Origin of the sequence: Nakamurella deserti (genome assembly GCF_003260015.1) — a bacterium.
GTDB classification, from domain to species: domain Bacteria; phylum Actinomycetota; class Actinomycetes; order Mycobacteriales; family Nakamurellaceae; genus Nakamurella; species Nakamurella deserti.
The window spans coordinates 599,304-618,522 of record NZ_QCXS01000002.1; the positions used below are offsets into that span (position 1 = coordinate 599,304).

Consider the following 19,219-nt stretch of genomic DNA (forward strand, 5'->3'; position numbering starts at 1 on the left):
CAGCCGTCCATCCGGCGGGTGAACGCACGACGCCCGTGACCGGGGTCCGGTCACGGGCGTCGTGATGCTGCTGAGCGGCGTCAGCGGCGGCGGGCCGCACGCTGGATGTTGCGGGCCTTGACGTTGGACGGCACCGGGCCCTTCGGCATGCCGGCCTGCGGACTGCGGCCGGACAGCGCCTTCAGCTTGGTGTCCAGCTGCTCGACCTGCGCCGGGGAGATGTTCCGGGGGAGCTTGGTCAGGGTGGAGTTGAGCTTCTTCAGCGGGGTCTGCTTCTCGTCGTTGCCCACCACGATGTCGTAGATGGGGACCGAATCGCCGACGATGCGGGCGACGCGCTTCTTCTCCTGGGCGAGCAGCGGGATCACCCGCTGCGGGACACCCTCGGCGATCAGCACCACGCCCGGACGCCCGACCACCCGGTGCACCGCGTCGAACTGGGCGGTTCCGGCGATGGCGGGGGAGATGCGCCACTTGCCACGGAGGTTGTTCTGCAACGACCACGCGGCCGCGCCCGGGCTGCCCTCGGCCTGCCGGTAGACGTTGGCCTGCACCCGGCGGGCGAAGATCAGCATCGCGCCGAGCGCACCGAGGGTGAGGCCCAGGATGGGCCCGAAGATGAAACCGAACAGCCCGCCGCCGAACAGCAACGCGATTCCCAGGCCGACGAGGAGGCCCAACAGCAGGGCACCCACCATGAGCGGGATGAGCTTCTTGTCGTCCTTGCGCTGCATCTGGAACGCCTGCCACAACTGCTTGCGGCGCTCCTTGGAGGCGGCCTTGCGGGCCACCTTCGCGGTCTTCTTCTCGTCCTTGGTCAGCGTGACCTTGCTGGATCCCGCTGAGCGTGCTGCTGCCTTGGCCATGGCTCAAGAATACGGCTCGACGACCGCCCCGCTCGCCGTTCGGCGAGGCGGGGCGGCCGGTGTCGGCGGTCGGATCAGGCGGTGGTCGCGGCCGTGACCGCACCGGTGGAGCGACGCTCCTGGGCCTGGCGGTAGAGGCTGCCGGCCTTGTACGAGGATCGGACCAGCGGGCCGCTCATGACGCCGCTGAAGCCCATGTCCAGGGCCTCGTCGCGGAGTTCGATGAACTCCTGGGGCTTGACCCAGCGATCGATCGGGTGGTGGCGGGGGCTGGGCCGCAGGTACTGCGTGATGGTGATCAGGTCGCACCCGGCCTCGACGAGGTCGCGCAGTGCGGACGAGATCTCCTCGCGCGTCTCGCCCATCCCCAGGATGAGGTTGGACTTGGTGATCATTCCGGCCTCGCGGGCCATGGTGATGACGTCCAGCGACCGCTCGTAGCGGAAGGCGGGACGGATGCGCTTGAAGATGCGCGGCACCGTCTCGAGGTTGTGCGCGAACACCTCGGGGGCGGCGTCGAAGACCTGCTGCAGCAGGTGGCGGTGCCCGGAGAAGTCGGGGGTGAGGATCTCGACGCCCGTCTTCGGGGCGAACTCGTGCACCTTGCGGATGGTCTCCGCGTACAGCCAGGCGCCCTCGTCCTCGAGGTCGTCGCGGGTGACGCCGGTGATGGTGGCGTAGTTGAGGTCCATCGTGGCGATGGACTCGGCCACCCGCCGCGGCTCGTCCCGGTCCAGCGCACCGGGCTTGCCGGTGTCGATGAGGCAGAAGTCGCAGCGGCGGGTGCACTGGTCACCGCCGATGAGGAAGGTGGCCTCGCGGTCCTCCCAGCATTCGTAGATGTTCGGGCACCCCGCCTCCTGGCACACCGTGTGCAGACCCTCGCGTTTCACGAGGGACTGCATCTGCGTGTATTCGGGCCCGGTCTTCATCCGGGTCTTGATCCACTCCGGCTTTTTCTCGATCGGCGTCTGCGCGTTGCGCACTTCCAGCCGGAGGAGCTTCTTGCCTTCGGGGGCGAGGGTCACGAAATCAGTCCTTGTCGGTTACTTGGTCGCGTTCTTGGCAGCGTCGGCGACGTGGTCGGCGGCACTCTTGGCATCGGACGAGGCGGCCGCGAGGTCGCCCTTGGCGTCGGCGGTCTTGTCCTGGGCGCCGGCCTTGGCCTCGGCGGCGGCGCTCTTGGCCTGCTCGGCCACGTCCTTCGCACCGGCCTTGGCCTCGGCCTTCGCGGCGGCCGCCGTGTCGGCGAGGTCGTTCTTCGCGCTGGCGGCGGAGTCCTTGGCCTTGTCGACCGCGTCACCGAGGTCGTCGGCCACGTCGGCGGCCTTGTCCTTGACGTCCTCGACGACCGACGACACCGTGTCCGCGGCCTTGCCGGCGGCGTCCTTGGCCTTCTCGACCCCGTCGGAGACGGCGTCCTTGACGGCCGCGACCTTCTCCTGCACCGGGCTGGCCGGCTTCGGGGTGGCGGCCGTGTCGGTCGGGTTGCCGCGGGCGGGCGCGGTCGGCTGCGCGGTCAGCTTCTTCACCAGCACGGCGACGCCGGCGGCGATGAGGCCGACGAGCAGGAAGTTGCGCAGCTTGTGCGAGGCGGGGGCGACGGCGTCGCCGGCCTGGTGCAGCTTCTTGGCGCTCGTCGCCCGGAGCTTGTACTCGCTCTGCGCGGCCAGCGCGGTGGCCTTGGCCAGGGCGCCGGCCTCGGCCTTCTTCGCGTGCTTCTTCGCCCGTGCGGTCGCCCGCTTGGCGGACTTGTCGGCGGCCTTGCGGGCCTGCGCCGCGGACTTGGCGGCGGCCTTGCGGGCGCGCCGGCTCAGGGTCTTGGCGTTGTCCTGCAGCGAATCGGTCGCCTTGGCCACGAGCGGTGCGACGGCGGCGCCGGCGCTGGAGGCCATCTCGGCGGCCTTCTCGGAAACGGTCTTGGCCACGTCGTGACCCAGCACGGTGACCTTGTCGAACACGTCGTGGCTGACGTCGGAGACGCGGCCGGCGACATCGTGGCCGGCCACGGCGACCTTGTCCGCCACATCGGACGCGCGCGCGTTCAACTCGGTTCCAATGGTCTTTGCCATGCTGTTCCCCTCACGAAGGTCGATACACCGCGACGAGGTCTGACGCGGTGCGGGACTGGATTGTGGCTGGTCGCAGTACCTGCGACCGGCACTGTACCCATCCAGTCTCCCAGGAGCCTTGCCCTGCGGTGTCATGAGCTACGCAGTGCGGGCGCGAGGGCCCACTGCACGCCGTCGGGGGCCGGGGTGGCGGTCGGTGCGGGGATCGTGACGGGACCGGGCCGGTCGGACCGCCGGGCCGGTTCGACGGGCAGGTCACCGTCCAGGGCTGCGGTGAGATGACGCACGATCACCGGCGTCACCTCGCCCACGGTCACCCGGCGGCCGAGCTCGGCGGTGAGCGAGGTCACGCCGGCGTCGGCGATGCCGCACGGCACGATCCGCTCGAACGCGCTGAGGTCGGGATCGCAGTTCAGCGACAGACCGTGACTCGTCACGCCTTTGGCGACCCGTACTCCGAGCGCGGCCACCTTCCGTTCCGGTCGCCCTGCGTCGGCGGCGAACCACACCCCGCTGCGTCCGGGCACCCGTATCGGGTCGAGACCGAGTTCACGGCACGTCGCGATGATCGCCTGCTCGAGCACCCGGACGTAGGCCACCACGAACATCGCCTCGGCGAGCCGCACGATCGGGTAGGCCACGAGCTGGCCGGGGCCGTGGTAGGTGATGCTGCCGCCGCGGTCGACGTCGATGACCGGGGTGCCGTTGACCGGTCGGTCCACCGCGTTGGTCCGTCGGCCGGCGGTGTAGACCGGCGGATGCTCCAGCACGATCAGCGTGTCCGGGCCGGTCCCCGCCACCCGGGCGTCGGCGATGCTGCGTTGCAGGTCCCACGCCTGCTGGTACTCCATCAGCCCGGGCGCGACGATCGCCAAGGGTTCCCTGCTCTCCCGCATGGTGGTGAGCGTACGCCTGCATAGCGATGACGTACAGGAATATCCACCCGTGTGGACAACGCCACGGCCGTGCCACCGGTTCTCCGTACGGTCGCGGCATGACGCTGCAGGTCGGGTCGGACGTCGGCCCCTACACCGTGCTCCGTGCCGCCCGTCGCACGGCGCGGCACGCCCGCACGGACGTGCCGTCCCGACCACCCCGGGTGTGGGCGGCCGAACCGTTCGCGGGCGGCACGCCGGTGGCGCTGGTCGTGGAGCCGGACGCGGACGGGGGGCCCACCGTGGCGGCGCCGGCCGCCGCGAGCGGGGGCGGGGTCACCGGCGCGGGGGCCGGCCGGCTGCGGCGTGAGTGGGCGCTGTCCGGATCGCTGAAGCACCCGCACCTGGCCGCCGTGCACGATCTGGTGGAGACCCCCGACGGGCCGGTGCTGGTGACGGAGTGGGCCGACCGCGGCGGTGTCGCCGACCTGCTGCGGGCGGGGCCGTTCAGCGCGGGGCAGACGGTGACGGTGCTGGCCGGCGTCTGCGCGGCGTTGACCGCCTGTCACGAACGCGGCCTGGTCCACGGTGACGTGAATCCCGACACCGTGCTGGTGACCGCGGACGGGCGTCCCCTGCTGGCCCGCCCCGGGCGCACGACCGCGGCGGTCGACAGCGGCGTGACCCCGGCCGCCGAACCGCGGTGCGCCTCGCCGGACGTCGCCCGGGGGCGGGCGGCCACCGTGGTCGACGACGTCTTCTCGCTCGGGGCGGTCGCCATGCAGTGCCTCACCGGTCGCCCGGCCTGGCCCGCGCAGGACCTGCGTGACGTCGTCGTCCAGTCCGAGTACGGGCAGTGGCCGACCGTGCCGGCCGACGATCCGACCGGACCGGCACTCGCGGGGCTCGTCGACGCGATGCTGGCCGCCGACCCGACGGTGCGTCCGACCGTCCGTGAGGTACTCGGCCGGCTGGCGGGCTGCCCGCCGCCGGAGGCGCTGCCCGTGCCGACGACGGCGGACGCCGGACGCAGCGGTCCCGGTCGGCACGCCGCAGCGGTGCCGGTCGACCCGGCGGGCCTGCCGGCACCCGCCGCGGCGCGTCCGTCCCCGCGGCGGCCGGCGGCAGCGCCGATCGGGCACCACCACCGTGGCACCCCGCCGCGCTGGCGGCGGGCCGTCGTGCCCGCCGTGGTGCTCGCGTTGCTCGTCCTGGCCGCCGCCGGCGTGGGCATCTGGTGGGCGGGGGGCGACCGTCCGACCGCCGCTGCGCTCCCCGCGGCCGACCCGGCGACGGTGCCGGCCGCGTCCCCGGTGTCGGACGGGACGCCGACGGTGGACTGGGCCGCGGTCGTGCACCGGTTGGACGGGCGGCGCGCCGCCGCCTTCGCCGCCGGCGACACCGGGCTGCTGCGCGAGGTCTACACGGTCACCGCGCCGGGACTGGTCGAGGACGCCATCCGCATCCGGGCGCTGACCGACGGCGGATTGCGGGTCGACGGGTTGGTGCACACCGTCTCGTCGGTCGAGCGGCTGCCCTCCGACGATCCCGATGCGGCCCCGCGGGTGGCGGTCACCGACGCCCTCCCGGCCGCGCCGATCCTCGACGCGGACGGCACCGAGGTGGGCGCGACCACGCCGGTGGGTCCGACCCGCCGGGTCCTGACGCTGGTGACCGAGGGCGGTGGGTTCCGCATCGCGTCGGTGACCGTCACTCCGGGGTGAGACGGGCCGGTCCCGTCGACCGCGGCCTGCCTCCGCCTCACTGTCGGTGCCCCGCCCTAGCGTGAGGTCCATGCGGCTGCTCCACACCTCTGACTGGCACATCGGCCGGACGTTCCACGGTCGTGCGCTGCTCGGCGACCAGGAGCAGACCCTCGCCGCCGTCGCCGACCTCGTCCGCGACGAGCGCATCGACGTGGTGCTGATCGCCGGCGACCTGTACGACCGCGCGGTGCCGTCGGTGGACGCGGTCCAGCTGGCCACCCGGGCGCTCCGCCGGATCCGCGACGCCGGGGCGGAGATCGTGCTGTCCACCGGCAACCACGACTCCGCGGCGCGGCTCGGGGCCTTCGGCGACTTCCTCGCCGCCGGCGGCCTGCACATCCGGTCGTCGGTCGACCAGCTCGACGTGCCGGTGATGTTCTCCGACGCGCACGGCGAGGTCGCCGTCTACGGGATCCCCTACCTGGAGCCCGACATCGCCCGCCAGTCGATGCAGGTGCCGGACGCCCGCGGTCACGCCGGTGTGCTGGGGGAGGCGATGAGCCGGATCCGCGCCGACCTGGCCGGCCGCCCGGCCGGCACCCGATCCGTCGTGCTGTCGCACGCCTTCGTCGTCGGCGGCGCGGCCACCGATTCCGAACGCTGCATCGACACGGCCGAGCCGTCCGCCGGGGACGCGCTGTTCGAGTTCAAGCGCGGCACGGTCGGGTCGGTGCCCGGCGACACGTTCCGGGGCGTCGACTACGTCGCGCTGGGTCACCTGCACCGTCGCCAGCAGCTCGGCGCGCGGCTGCGGTACTCCGGTTCGCCGCTGCCGTACTCGTTCTCGGAGGCCGGGCAGACCAAGGGCGGGTGGATCGTCGACCTGGGGGCCGGCGGGACCCCCACGGTCCGGGCGTTCGACCTCCCGGTGGTACGCCCGCTGGCCACCGTGCGGGGCACGCTGGCCGAGGTCCTCGCCGGGCACGCCGAGTTGCGGGGGCACTACCTGGCCGTGGAACTCACCGATGCGCAGCGGCCGACGGACCCGATGCGCCGGCTGCTCGAGGTCTTCCCGTACGCCGTCACCATGGCATGGCAGCCGCCGGCGACCACCGGGCCCGGTCCCGACTTCCACATCTCCCGACGCGGACTGCCCGACGACGCTCTCGTCGACGCCTTCCTCGGCGACTGCCGCGGCAGTGGTCTCACCCCGGGTGAGCGGACGCTGGTGGCCACCTCCCTGACGGCGGCCCGGATCGCCGAGGCCGCCGCGTGAAGCTGCACCAGCTCGCGCTGTCGGCGTTCGGTCCCTATCCCGGGCAGCTGGAGATCGACTTCGACCGACTGGGCGCCGACGGCCTGTTCCTGCTGCACGGCGACACCGGGGCCGGGAAGACGTCGCTGCTGGACGCGGTCGCGTTCGCTCTGTTCGGCACCGTCCCGGGCGCCCGGCAGGAGGCCGGACGGCTCCGCTGCGACCAGGCCGCGCCGAAGGCGGAGACCCGGGTCACGCTGGAGCTGACCGTCGCCGGCCAACGCTTCCGGGTCAGCCGGACCCCGAAGTACGAACGCCCCAAGTCGCGCGGCACCGGCACCACGGTGAGCCAGGCGACCGCCAGCCTGGCCTGGATCGGAGCGCCGCCGGCCGGTCGCACGGCCGGTGGTGTCGACCGGATCCCCGAGGTGGCGATGATCGTCACCGAGCTGCTGGGGATGACCGCCGACCAGTTCTTCCAGGTCGTCCTGCTGCCGCAGGGCGATTTCGCCCGGTTCCTGCGCGCGGACACCGACCAGCGTGAGCGACTGCTCGAACAGCTCTTCGACACCGGACGCTTCGGCACCATCGAGCAGTGGTTCGCCGAGCGCCGCCGGGTCAGCGGTGCGGCGGTCCGCGAACGGTCCGACGCCCTGGGCCGCATCGTCGCCCGCACCGTGCAGGCCGCGGGCTGGCGGGGTGACGTGCCCGCCCAGCCGGACGCCGACTGGCTCGACGGGGTACGGGATCTGGTCGACGCCCGCCGCGCCCTGACCGCGGAGGTGGCCGTGACGGCCGCCGCGGAGCGCCGGGCCGCCCAGGAAGCCCTCGGACGCCAGGCGGCGCACCACGAACAGGCCAGGCGGCTGACCCGGTTGCGGGAACAGCAGCGCCTGGTGACCTCGACCGCGCCGGCGCGCCTGCGATGGAGCACCGAGATCGAGCAGGCGCGCCGGGCCGCGCCGGTCCTCGCCGCGGTCTCGGCGTCGGAGCGCGCCGAGCGCGTCCACCGCGCCGCCCGGGTCGACCGCGACCGCAGCGTGGACGCGGTCCTGCGGGTTCTCGCTCCCGCGGAGCACGACATCGTGCCCACCGACGCCGACCGCCTCACCGCACCGGACGCGGCCCGGGCCGCCAGCGCCGCCGTCCGCGATCGTGCCGGCCATCTGGGTGGGTTGGTCATCGAGTCCGAACGGCAGGCCGCCGACCTGCGCGACCTGGCCGCGCTGCGGACCGCGGTGGCCGCCGCGACCGCGCAGCGGGACGCGTTGGCCGCCGAGGTCGCCACCCTGCCGGTCCGCATCGACGTGCTCGCCGACCGGCACCGCTCCGCCCTGGACGCCGCGGGTCGGCTGCCCGACCTCGAGCACCGGGCCCGGACGCTGGCCGAGGCGGTGTCCGACGCCCGCCGGCTGCCGGCGGCCCGGACGGCGGCCCGACGCGCGGTCGACGCCGCCCAGGCAGCGGTCGACGCCGCCCAGACCGCGACCGCACACCGGCTGCAGCTCACCGCACGTCGCATCGACGGGATGGCCGCCGAGCTGGCCCGCGCGTTGACCGACGGCGCGCCGTGCGCGGTGTGCGGTGCGTCCGAGCATCCGCACCCGGCGGCCGGAGCGGCCGACGCGGTCAGCACCGCCGAGGTGGCCGCGGCCCACGACCGGGAGGTCGCCGCCGCCCGCCGTCGTGACGAGGCCGTCTCGGCCCGCGCCGCCGCCGAGCAGTCCGTCGCCGTCCTGGAGGCCACCCTCGGTGGACGCACCCTCGACGAACTCCGGGCGGCGTCGGCCGTCGCCACCGGGGCGGCCGCCGACGCCGCCGCCCTCGTCGCGGCGCTGCCGGCCCTGGAACGCGAGCTCCGCGACCTCGAGTCCCGGGCCGCGGAATCGGCCCAGCGGATCGCGGAGCTGACCGCCACCGTCACCGAACGCACGGCCCGACTGGAACCGCTGCGCCGGGAGGTCGAGCGCCGCGCCGCCACGCTCACGGCCGCCGCCGCGGGCCACTCCGACGTGCCCGGTCGGCGGGCCGCGTTGCTGGCGCTCGCCGACGCGCTGGACGCACTGGACACGGCGGGTCACGTGGTCCGCGCGGCCCGCGACGGCGTGACCAGCGCCTGGGCGCTCGTCACCGCCGCGTTGGACGACTCCGGGTTCGACGACGTCGACACCGCCCGGGCGGCCGGCGCCGCCGACCTCCGGGGGACCGAGGAGCGGCTGCGGGACGCCGACCGCACCGCGGCGGCCGTCGAGGCGCAGTTGGAGGACCCCGAGTTCGCCGGTCTCGACGACGCCGGGATCGACCTCGAGGCGGTCGAGGAGGAGCTGACCCGGGCCGCGGTCCGGGTCACCGCCGCCGAGACCGCGGCCACCACCGGTTACGCCGACGCCCAGGCGGCCGCGTCCCGGCACCGGGAGGTCACGCTGCTGGCCACCGAGCTCACCGACGCGTGGCGCGAACTGGCCCCGCTGCAGGCGGCCGACCGGGAGCTCAGCGAGCTCACCGAGGTCATCCTCGGTCGGGGCGCGAACCGGCTCGGCATGTCGTTGCGCTCCTACGTGCTGGCCGCCTGGCTGCACGAGGTCGCCGCTGCCGCCAACGACCGGTTGCGGGTGCTCTCCGGCGGCCGCTACACCTTCATCCCGTCCACCTCGCGCGAGAGTCGCGGTCGCAGCGGCGGTCTCGGCCTGGACGTGCTGGACGAGTACTCCGGCAAGTCCCGGCCCACCAAGACCCTCTCCGGAGGAGAGTCGTTCCTGGCGTCGCTCGCGCTCGCGCTCGGGCTGGCCGACGTCGTGGCCGGGCAGACCGGGGTGGGGCTGTTGAACACCATGTTCATCGACGAGGGTTTCGGCACCCTGGACGCCGACTCGCTCGATCTGGTCATGGAGACCCTCGACTCGCTGCGCGGGGAGGGCCGTGTGATCGGCGTCGTCTCCCACGTCGACGAGCTCCGGCAGCGCATCCCCAGTCGCCTGCGGGTGCAGCGCTCCGCCGAGGGGTCGACGGTGGAGCTGACCGCACCCGGTGCCGGGGCGGAGCTGTTCGCGTGATCCTGCTGGTCTGTCGTTTCGCCGGTGCCGGCCCCGACTTCCTGGACAACGCCCGGGAGCCGGTCGCGCTGCTGGCGGCCCAGCCGACCTGCCGGAACGTCCGGCTCGGCCGGTCCACCGACGACGCCGAGGTGTGGACGCTGACCGCGGAGTTCGACAGCGTGCCCGCCTACCGGCGGGCGCTGGGCCCCTTCGACGTCCGCACCGTCGTGGTCCCGTTCCTGTCCACCGCCGAGCAGGGCACCTCGGGCGTGTTCGAGGTCGCGCTGCACTCGGGCGCCGACCCGTCGGACCCGCTGACCGAGCCCACCCTGCTCGTCCGACCCTGACCCGGCGGTCCCGCACCGGCGGTCCATGTATCTGCGAACCCCGGGTCCGGCGGCCGTCCACGCACGGGTGGACCCCGGTCCGGCGGCCGTCCACGCACGGGTGGACCCCGGTCCGCTGGCCCGGACCGTTCGGTCGGGCGGGCCGGGACCACTAACGTTGGCACGTCATCTGCATTCGTTCGAGGAGATCTTCGTTGCCTGCGTCCGTACTCGATTCCGTCGTCAGCCTCGCCAAGCGCCGTGGGTTCGTCTTCCCCGCCGGTGAGATCTACGGCGGCACCCGCTCGGCGTGGGACTACGGCCCCCTCGGTGTGGAGCTGAAGGAGAACATCAAGCGGCAGTGGTGGAAGACGATGGTCCAGGGCCGCGACGACATCGTCGGTCTGGACTCCTCGGTCATCCTGCCCCGCCAGGTGTGGGTCGCCTCCGGGCACGTCGGCGTCTTCACCGACCCGCTCGTCGAGAGCCTCATCACCCACAAGCGGTACCGCGCGGACCATCTGTTGGAGGCCTACGAGGCCAAGCACGGACGGTTGCCGGAGAACGGCTGGGACGACATCCCGGACCCGGAGACCGGAGTCCGCGGCAACTGGACCGAGCCGCGCGACTTCAACATGATGCTCAAGACCTACCTCGGCCCCGTCGAGGAGGAGTCCGGCCTGCATTACCTGCGGCCCGAGACCGCCCAGGGCATCTTCGTCAACTTCGCCAACGTCAGCACCACCGCGCGCAAGAAGCCGCCGTTCGGGATCGGCCAGATCGGCAAGTCGTTCCGGAACGAGATCACCCCCGGAAACTTCATCTTCCGCACCCGCGAGTTCGAGCAGATGGAGATGGAGTTCTTCGTCAAGCCCGGCGAGGACGAGCAGTGGCACCAGTACTGGATCGACGCGCGCACCGACTGGTACACCGACCTCGGCATCGACCGCGACAACCTGCGCCACTACGAGCACCCGCAGGAGAAGCTGTCGCACTACTCGAAGCGGACCGTGGACATCGAGTACCGCTTCGGGTTCCAGGGTTCGGAGTGGGGTGAGCTCGAGGGCGTGGCCAACCGCACCGACTTCGACCTGTCGACGCACAGCGAGCACTCCGGCAAGGACCTGTCCTACTTCGACCAGGAGTCCGGTCAGCGCTGGACGCCGTACGTCATCGAACCCGCCGCCGGCCTGACCCGCTCGCTGATGGCGTTCCTCATCGACGCCTACGCCGAGGACGAGGCGCCCAACACCAAGGGCGGGGTCGACAAGCGCACCGTCCTGCGGCTGGACCGCCGACTCGCGCCCGTCAAGGCCGCCGTGCTGCCGTTGAGCCGCAACGCCGACCTGTCGCCCAAGGCGCGTGACCTCGCCGCGGAGTTGCGCAAGAACTGGAACGTCGAGTTCGACGACGCCGGTCAGATCGGCAAGCGCTACCGCCGCCAGGACGAGGTCGGCACCCCGTTCTGCATCACCGTGGACTTCGAGACCCTCGACGACCAGGCCGTCACCATCCGCGAGCGGGACAGCATGAGCCAGCAGCGGATCGCGCTGGACCAGGTCCCGGCCTACCTCGCCGGCGAGCTGCTCGGCTGCTGAGACGCCGGCCGGCGGGGCCGTCACCGACCCCGCCGCGCCGCCTCACGGCGTCAGATCGCCCGGGTAGAGGTACTCGTCGGCCGGGATCGTGGTGCCGTGGAACCAGGCCTGCAGGAACGCGGTCTCGTCGCGGCCGGCGATGGTGGACACCAGGGTCTCGAACTCCGCCCAGGTCGCCCCGCTCCCGGAGTGCTCCTCGATCCAGCTGAGCAGCAGTTCGTCGAACTTCTCGTCCCCGAGCTGGTGGCGCAGCGCGTGCAGGGCGAGCGGGCCGCGGGAGTACACGGCGCCGAACTCGTTGCCCGCACCCATGTCGTACAGCGGGCTCGCCCAGAACGCCGCCCGGTCGCGGGCGGTGGCCACGGTCTGCCGGTACTCCGCGTCCAGATCGGCGCCGCCGTTCTCGGCCCAGAGCCACTCGGCGTAGCTGGCGAAGCACTCGTTGAGGCAGATGTCGGCCCATCGCTGCACGGTGACCGCGTCGCCGAACCACTGGTGTGCCAGTTCGTGCACCACAGTGCTCGCATTGCCCATCCCGGCCGAGTACACCGGCCGGGTCTGCGTCTCCAGCGCGAAGCCGAAGCTCTGCGCCAGGTAGATCCCGCCGGTGGAGGTGAACGGGTACGGGCCGAACTTGCTGGCCAGGAAGTCGACGAACTCGCCGGTGCGGTCGGCCTCGGTCGAGTCCGCGGCCAGGCCCTTGCCGAACGCGTTGATCACCGGCAGCCCACCGGGGGTGGTGTCCTGGGTCTGGGTGAAGGTGTCGATGTAGATCGTCGACAGGTAGCTCGCCATCTCCGACGGCTCCGCCCAGCCGAACACGGCGTGTCCGTCGGTGGCCTCGGGCAGCCCGTCGGTGACCGGCAGGCCGTTGGAGATGACCTTCCAGCCGTCCGGCACCTGGGCGGTGACGGCGAACGTCGCCCGGTCGGTCGGGGTCTCGTTGACCGGATACCAGGCCGACGCCGAGAACGGCTCCCCGATGACCACCGCGCCGCCCGAGTCGAGCGCGAACCAGCCGCCGTCCGCCAGCCCGGACGTGCCGCTGGTGATCGGACCGGGGCGGCCGCCGTAGGTCACCTCGACCACGGTCTGCGCCCCGGGAGCGAGCCCCGCCGTCGGGGTCACCACGAGCTTCGCGTCCTCGTGGGTGAAACCCGCGGCGGCACCGTCGACGACGACCCCGGTGACCTCGAGGTCGGGCTGCAGGTCGAAGGAGAACCGTCCCAGCGTCTCCGCCTCCGTCACCGTGGCGCTGATCGACGTGACCGCGGCGAGGACGCCGCTGTCCGGCTCGAACGACAGACCCACCCGGTAGGCAGTCACGTCGTAGCCGCCGTTGCCGGCGTCCGGGTAGTAGGGATCCCCGGACGTGGCGGCGCCCACGGCGCCGTCGGGTTCGACCTCGGGCGGCGGTTCGACCGTCGGCGTCGGGTCGGACGTCGGTGCCGGCGGGACGACCGACGGCGGGGTGATCGTCGTGGGCGCGGAGCCGGTGGGGGCACCCGCGGCCGAGGTCGCCGTGCCGGGCACGGTCCGGTCGGGCCGGAAGGCGAACACCAGCACGGCCGCGGCGAGCGTCGCGAGCACCAGGGACAGTGCGTACCAACGGTGGCGCGTCGACGACATAGCGCGACGATAGCGGGCGTCGGTGTGGTGGCGGTGGTGACGGCGCCCGGGATCCGCCGGGCCGGGGTGTCGGGACGGATCCGCGGCGGGCGTGCGGCGGACACGCGACGGGCGTGCGACGACGCGGGGGACAGCGGAGAGGCCGGCCGGACCCGGACTGGCAAGATCAGGGGATGGACGGGCGGCGGCAGACGGCGGGACGGATGATCGGGCGCTACCTCGCCGGCTCCGTGCTGGTGGCGGCGCTGGTGGTCGCCGGGGTCGCGGTACGGGTGACGGCCACCGCCGGGGTCGACCAGCGGGAACCGGTGGACGCGATCCTCGTGCTGGGTGCGGCTCAGTACGACGGCGACCCGTCGAGCATCTTCCGGGCGCGGCTGGACCACGCCCTGACGCTGTTCCGGGAGGGCGTCGCGCCGCGCATCGTCACCGTCGGCGGCTCGCAGGCCGGGGACACCTTCACCGAGGCGTCGTCGGGTCGCACCTATCTTCTCGAGCAGGGGGTTCCCGCCGACGCCGTCGACGCCGTCGGCGAGGGCAACGACACCCTGGTGAGCCTGCGCGCCGGCGCCGATGCGCTGCGGTCCCGCGGTCTGGACTCGGTGGTCCTGGTCACCGACCCGTGGCACGCCCATCGCAGCAGCGTGATGGCCCGTGATCTGGGTCTGACCGTCGAGGTCTCCTCGGTCGACCGCGGACCGGCCGCCGGAACGTCGATCGCCCCGCGCTACGTCCTGCGGGAGACCCTGGGGACGCTGTACTACACGCTCGTCGGCGGCTCGTCGGGCCTGGGGTACGAGGTCCTGTGACGGGCACGCGCATCGGTCCGGGGGTGCGCCGGTGACCGGGTACCCGTTGGCCGCCTACGCCCCCGAGGACGCCGAGCGGCGGCTCACCGAGGGCCGCAAGGAGGCCGTGCTGCCCGGCGCCGACGCGATCACCCCCCGTGGGCCGTTCGCCCGTGACCGGGCCCGGGTGCTGCACTCGGCGTCGTTCCGCCGGTTGGCCGGCAAGACCCAGGTCGTCGCCCCGGACGAGGACGAGGTGCCACGCACCCGGCTGACCCACTCGCTCGAGGTCGCCCAGATCGCCCGCGAGATCGGCGCGCTCCTCGGCTGCGACGCCGATCTGGTCGACCTGGCCGGCCTCGCCCACGACATCGGCCATCCGCCGTTCGGCCACAACGGTGAACGCGCGTTGGACGAGGTCGCCGCCGGGATCGGTGGTTTCGAGGCCAACGCGCAGAACCTGCGGCTGCTGAGCCGGCTCGAGGCCAAGGTCATCGCCCCGGACGGAGCACCGCTGGGTCTCAACCTCACCCGCGCCGCGCTGGACGCGGTCGTCAAGTACCCGTGGACCCGGCCGCCCGGCGGCGGCAAGTTCGGCGTCTACGCCGACGACGCCGCCACCTTCGCCTGGGTCCGCGAGACGGTGCCTGCCGGGGTCGTGGCCACCGCCCGCTGCCTGGAGGCACAGGCGATGGACTGGGCCGACGACGTCGCGTACTCGGTGCACGACGTCGAGGACGGCATCCACAGCGGCCGCGTCGATCTGCGCACCCTCACCGACCCGGCCGAGCGGCACGCCGTGTGCGTCAACGCGACCGGACGGCATTCGGCGGAGTCGGCGGACGACCTCGAGCAGGTGCTGCTGGACCTGCTCGACCTGCCGGTGGTCGACGCCGCCCGGCGCCTGCACGGCACCCCGGCCGGGGAGAGTGCGCTGCTGCGGATGACCAGCGAACTGACCGGCCGGTTCGCCACCGGGGCGGTGCTGGCCACCCGGCAGGCCGCCGGCGACGGACCGCTGCACCGCTACGACACCGATCTGGTCGTCCCGCGGGTGCTGAGCGCCGAGGTCGCCGTGCTGAAGTCCATCGCGCATCTGTACGTGATGCAGGACCCGGTCCGCCAGGAGCTGCAGAACCAGCAGCGACGGCTCCTCGCCGAGCTCGTCGAGCGGCTGGTGGACGTGGGCGCACCCGCGCTGGACCCGGGTTTCGCGGTGCTGTTCCTCGCCACCGACACCGACGCCGAACGGCTCCGGGTGGTGGTCGACCAGGTCTCCCTGCTCACCGACGCGCAGGCGTTCGCCCGTCACCGGCGCTGGGTGCTGCCCGACTGAGCCGCGTCGCCGGCGGCCGCCACTAGACTCGCCACCGTGGCGGGTCGGATAGCGGACGGGGACAAGGAACGCGTCCGCGAGCTCAACCGCATCGAATCGGTGGTCGGTGACTACGTCGCGCTCCGCTCGGCGGGTGGCGGCAACCTCAAGGGTCTGTGTCCCTTCCACGACGAGAAGTCACCGTCGTTCAACGTCCGGCCCACCCACGGCACCTACCACTGCTTCGGCTGCGGCCAGGGCGGCGACGTCTTCAGCTTCATCGCCGAGATCGAGCACCTCACCTTCCCGGAGGCCATCGAGCGGCTCGCCGACCGGGTCGGTTTCGTCCTGACCCGGGTCGAGGGCGGCTCCTCGGTCCAGGTCGAGCGGGGCACCCGGTCGCGGCTGGTGGCGGCGAACAAGGCCGCCGCGGCGTTCTACGCCGATCGGCTGCAGACGCCGGAGGCCGCGCCGGCCCGGGAGTTCCTGGCCGAGCGGGGCTTCGACCTGCCCACCTCCCTGTCGTTCGGCTGCGGGTTCGCCCCCGGCGGCTGGGACGAGCTCACCAGGGCGCTGCGCAAGCAGGGTTTCACCGACAAGGAACTCGTCACCGCCGGGTTGTCCAAGGAGGGGCAGCGCGGCATGATCGACCGCTTCAACCGTCGGCTGCTCTGGCAGATCCGGGACGTCACCGGCGACGTCGTGGGGTTCGGCGCCCGCCGCATCTTCGACGACGACCGCATCGAGGCCAAGTACCTCAACACCTCCGACACGCCGCTCTACCACAAGTCGCAGATGCTCTACGGGCTCGATCTGGCCAAGAAGCAGATCCGCAAGGAGCGCCGGGCCGTCGTCGTCGAGGGCTACACCGACGTGATGGCCATGCACGCCGCCGGCGTCACCACCGCGGTGGCGTCCTGCGGTACCGCTTTCGGCGACGAGCACATCGGTGTGCTGCGTCGGTTCCTGATGGACTCCGAGGTGATCCGCGGCGAGGTGGTGTACACCTTCGACGGGGACGCCGCCGGCCGCAACGCCGCCCTCAAGGCGTTCGACTCCGATCAGAAGTTCGCCGCCAACACCTTCATCGCCGTCGCCCCGGACAACCTCGACCCCTGTGAGCTCCGGCAGAAGGCGGGGGACGCCGCCCTGCGCGACCTGATCGAGACGAAGAAGCCGCTGTTCGCCTTCGCCATCGGGTCGACGTTGTCCGGGTACGACCTCAACACCGCCGAGGGACGGGTGGCCGCCGGCCGGGCCACCGTGCCGCTGGTCGCCAAGATCAAGGAGTCCGATCTGCGGGACCAGTACGTGAACGAACTCGCCCCGCAGATCGGGGTGGATCCCGCCGAGCTGAAGCAGCGCGTCAAGGCTGCCGTGGCCGACCAGGTGCGCGCCGCCGCGACAGCGGCCCGCAAGGCGTCGCAGCCGGCCGAGCGGACCGCCACCACCGGGACGTCCACCCCCGCCGCGCCGCCGGTCGATCTACCCCGGAAGGGGGACCGCGCGTTGTTCTCCGAGCGGGAGGCGCTCAAACTCGCGTTGCAGCAACCCGCCGAGGTCGCCGGTGCCTACGAGGAGTTGGACGCGAGCGTCTTCACCCACAAGGCCTACGTGGCCGTGCACGAGGCGATCATCGCCGCCGGCGGACCGGCCGCCGCACCGACGGGAGCTGCGTGGGTGCAGCTCGTCCGTGAGCAGCTGACCGTCCCGGCCCTGTCGGCGCTGGCCAGCGAGCTCGCCAACGAGCGGATGAGCACCGGCTCGATCGGTCCCGATCCGGTGTACGCCGGGTCGATCCTGGCGGCGCTGAACGTCGTGGCGGTGAACGACCGCATCCGCGACATGGAGGCGGAGCTGAAACGGGCCGAGGCCGCCGGGGACCCGGACTGGCGGGAGCAGCTGCAGGCCGACCTGTACGCGATGCAGCTCTACCGGCGGGCGCTGGTCGAGCGCGCGAACCGGCAGAACTGATGTTCGGCTTCCGGAAACGGCCCGCGCCGCCGGCCGCACTGACCGCGGCGCTGGCGCCCGGGGAGGAGATCCTGGCGTCGGCGCAGGAGGCCGCCGGGGGTTGGCTCGCCGTCACCCGGTTCGGGATCTGGAAGCTGCCGGTCGACGCGGCGCCGAAACTCGTGCCCTGGACTTTGATCTCGAAGGTGTCCTGGCAGGCCCCGATCCTGCACGTGGTGCGCGCGGACGTGGTGGGGGAGCTGGCCGGCGCCGAACTCATCGTCGACCGGCACCCGTACAACTACGAGATCGCCGAGCCCGGCAAGCTCACCGACACCATCCACGCGCGGGTCCGCAGCGGCATCATCAGCTCCACCCACCACGACTTCCCCGGGGGCGGCGGCTGGGTGGTGGTGCGCCGGGTCCCCGGTCGGGACGGGCCGACCGTCCAGGTGCGGCTGGACCCGGGCACCGGGGTCGAGGCGGCCCGACCGTGGCTGGCCGGACCCGTGGCCGAGGCGCTGGCGCCGTTCCGCGGAGAGCCCTGACCGCGACCGACGGTTCGGTCAGATCCGGTCGGCCGTGTGGAAGACCTGCTGGACCGCACGGCTGACCTGAGCGCGGACGAGACCGGCGACGCCCTGCACCGCAGGATTGTCGGCGACCCGGTGCGACCACCGGACGATCTGCTCGTACCGCTCTCGGCCGGCACGCGACCCCAGGACGTAGCCGGTCGCCGCGCCGGCGAGGAATCGGATCACGAAGGCACCTTCATTCGTTCGACGACGGCCGGGGGCGCGGGGTCGGCGCAGGACCGTCGGTGTGGACGTGTGCGACCAGTCTGCGGTATGCGCGCCGGCGGGTTCGACCGCGGCGTGCCCGAGCGGGTGAAACGGGGGCCGGATCACCGGGCCTCCGGGGGTACCGCCCGGAACGTCCGGCCGTCCCCGGGCCCGCGTCGCGCGAGGCGGGCCGTCAGCATGGTCGCCGCCCCGGCGGCCAGTCCGGCCCAGGCGTCCAGCCAGGCCGTGACGGTCAGGGCCAGGACGACCAGGGCGACCGCGAGCGCCGAGGCCACCGGACGGGGCAGACGGGCCGCGGGAGACTCCACCGGTGCGTCCGGCCCGGCCGGGCCGGTCCGGTAGTGGCGCTCGCCCCAGCGTTGGATCTCGGCGGCGACGCGGTCGGTGGACAGGTCACCGAGACCGCGGTAGTGCAGCAGGTCCACCTCGCGACCGTCGGCGAGCCTGGCAGCCAGCAGCACGTGGTCCCGGGTGCCCAGGGTCGCCACCTGGGCCCAGGCGTAGCGGCGGGTACCGCCGATGCCGCGTGCGGTCATCCCCTCGGCATCGCAGGTGACGCCCATCCGGACGGCCCGCACCCCCAGCCAGGCCGCCGCGATGCCGACCAGCGCGGCGCCGGCCCGCAGCCTGCTGTGGACGACCAGGCGGCCGGGGGAGGTGCGCATCCGGGCCTCCTCGGCGGTGGGGACGGGCGCCCGCTGTCGCGCCCGGCAGCGGCGGGGTGTCAGTCGCGGGGGACCTCGTGGCGGTGGTGCGGCGGGGACCCGGTGGCGCGATGTCGGCGGTGACGTGCCCGCCGAAAATGACGAAAGGCCAGGTCGATGACCTGGCCTTCAGCTCCCCCCATTGGACTCGAACCAATAACCGTCCGATTAACAGTCGGATGCTCTGCCAATTGAGCTAGGGGGGATCACCGCCCCCGGGTCGCCCCGAGTGCCTGTCAATACTAGCCCATGTCCGACGGTGCCCGAGACCGTTCCGGCTCTGTCGGTGGGCTT

General features: G+C 73.0%; 16 protein-coding genes and 1 tRNA gene. 9 read left to right on the forward strand and 8 right to left on the reverse strand.

Annotation, left to right across the window (positions count from 1 at the left end):
* Window positions 1-80: 80 nt before the first annotated feature.
* From DB033_RS02900 to lipB, 4 genes are all read right to left on the reverse strand, one after another.
* Window positions 81-866, reverse strand: a complete 786-nt coding sequence (locus DB033_RS02900; RefSeq protein ID WP_111765373.1) for a DUF4191 domain-containing protein — start codon at window positions 864-866, stop codon at window positions 81-83.
* Window positions 867-940: 74 nt separating this feature from the next.
* The gene (gene lipA, locus DB033_RS02905; protein WP_111765374.1) at window positions 941-1,894 is read right to left on the reverse strand and encodes a lipoyl synthase; all 954 of its coding nucleotides are present in this window, start codon (window positions 1,892-1,894) and stop codon (window positions 941-943) included.
* Window positions 1,895-1,912: 18 nt separating this feature from the next.
* Window positions 1,913-2,938 carry a hypothetical protein gene (locus DB033_RS02910; protein ID WP_157970471.1) on the reverse strand — a complete coding sequence of 342 codons (1,026 nt, stop codon included), beginning with the start codon at window positions 2,936-2,938 and terminating at the stop codon, window positions 1,913-1,915.
* 131 nt (window positions 2,939-3,069) lie between these two features.
* Window positions 3,070-3,834 (reverse strand): lipoyl(octanoyl) transferase LipB, encoded by a 765-nt coding sequence (gene lipB, locus DB033_RS02915; RefSeq protein ID WP_111765376.1) that lies wholly within the window; start codon window positions 3,832-3,834, stop codon window positions 3,070-3,072.
* 98 nt (window positions 3,835-3,932) lie between these two features.
* Between lipB and DB033_RS02920 the strand changes: the two genes are divergently transcribed.
* From DB033_RS02920 to DB033_RS02940, 5 genes are all read left to right on the forward strand, one after another.
* Window positions 3,933-5,537 (forward strand): serine/threonine-protein kinase, encoded by a 1,605-nt coding sequence (locus DB033_RS02920; RefSeq protein WP_111765377.1) that lies wholly within the window; start codon window positions 3,933-3,935, stop codon window positions 5,535-5,537.
* 70 nt (window positions 5,538-5,607) lie between these two features.
* Window positions 5,608-6,795, forward strand: a complete 1,188-nt coding sequence (locus DB033_RS02925; protein WP_111765378.1) for an exonuclease SbcCD subunit D — start codon at window positions 5,608-5,610, stop codon at window positions 6,793-6,795.
* The gene (locus tag DB033_RS02930; RefSeq protein ID WP_111765379.1) at window positions 6,792-9,827 is read left to right on the forward strand and encodes an AAA family ATPase; all 3,036 of its coding nucleotides are present in this window, start codon (window positions 6,792-6,794) and stop codon (window positions 9,825-9,827) included. Before DB033_RS02925 ends, DB033_RS02930 begins: the two co-directional genes overlap by 4 nt.
* Entirely contained in the window at window positions 9,824-10,156 is a 333-nt protein-coding gene (locus DB033_RS02935; protein WP_111765380.1) for an antibiotic biosynthesis monooxygenase, read from the forward strand. The genes DB033_RS02930 and DB033_RS02935 overlap by 4 nt, the downstream gene beginning before the upstream one ends.
* A gap of 194 nt (window positions 10,157-10,350) precedes the next feature.
* Window positions 10,351-11,733: a glycine--tRNA ligase gene (locus DB033_RS02940; RefSeq protein ID WP_111765381.1), complete on the forward strand. Its 1,383-nt coding sequence runs from the start codon at window positions 10,351-10,353 to the stop codon at window positions 11,731-11,733.
* Between the two features lie 42 nt (window positions 11,734-11,775).
* Here the strand turns inward: DB033_RS02940 and DB033_RS02945 are convergent, their stop codons facing one another.
* On the reverse strand, window positions 11,776-13,362 hold the full coding sequence (locus tag DB033_RS02945; RefSeq protein WP_111765382.1) for a M1 family metallopeptidase: 1,587 nt from the start codon (window positions 13,360-13,362) through the stop codon (window positions 11,776-11,778).
* 173 nt (window positions 13,363-13,535) lie between these two features.
* Between DB033_RS02945 and DB033_RS02950 the strand changes: the two genes are divergently transcribed.
* From DB033_RS02950 to DB033_RS02965, 4 genes are read left to right on the forward strand one after another with little or no spacing between them, the layout of a single operon-like run.
* Window positions 13,536-14,171 (forward strand): YdcF family protein, encoded by a 636-nt coding sequence (locus DB033_RS02950; RefSeq protein ID WP_276309188.1) that lies wholly within the window; start codon window positions 13,536-13,538, stop codon window positions 14,169-14,171.
* A gap of 31 nt (window positions 14,172-14,202) precedes the next feature.
* On the forward strand, window positions 14,203-15,486 hold the full coding sequence (locus DB033_RS02955) for a deoxyguanosinetriphosphate triphosphohydrolase (RefSeq protein ID WP_240615706.1): 1,284 nt from the start codon (window positions 14,203-14,205) through the stop codon (window positions 15,484-15,486).
* Window positions 15,487-15,522: 36 nt separating this feature from the next.
* A complete protein-coding gene (gene dnaG / locus DB033_RS02960; RefSeq protein WP_111765383.1) occupies window positions 15,523-17,439 on the forward strand; it encodes a DNA primase in 1,917 nt (638 codons plus the stop codon).
* Complete coding sequence (locus DB033_RS02965) at window positions 17,439-17,966, forward strand: hypothetical protein (RefSeq protein WP_111765384.1); 528 nt, start codon at window positions 17,439-17,441, stop codon at window positions 17,964-17,966. The genes dnaG and DB033_RS02965 overlap by 1 nt, the downstream gene beginning before the upstream one ends.
* Window positions 17,967-17,984: 18 nt before the next feature.
* Here the strand turns inward: DB033_RS02965 and DB033_RS02970 are convergent, their stop codons facing one another.
* The 3 genes from DB033_RS02970 to DB033_RS02980 form a co-directional block, all read right to left on the reverse strand.
* A complete protein-coding gene (locus DB033_RS02970; RefSeq protein ID WP_111765385.1) occupies window positions 17,985-18,179 on the reverse strand; it encodes a hypothetical protein in 195 nt (64 codons plus the stop codon).
* Window positions 18,180-18,322: 143 nt separating this feature from the next.
* The gene (locus tag DB033_RS02975; protein WP_111765386.1) at window positions 18,323-18,886 is read right to left on the reverse strand and encodes a PH domain-containing protein; all 564 of its coding nucleotides are present in this window, start codon (window positions 18,884-18,886) and stop codon (window positions 18,323-18,325) included.
* A gap of 172 nt (window positions 18,887-19,058) precedes the next feature.
* Window positions 19,059-19,131 (reverse strand) — tRNA-Asn (locus DB033_RS02980).
* Window positions 19,132-19,219: the final 88 nt, after the last annotated feature.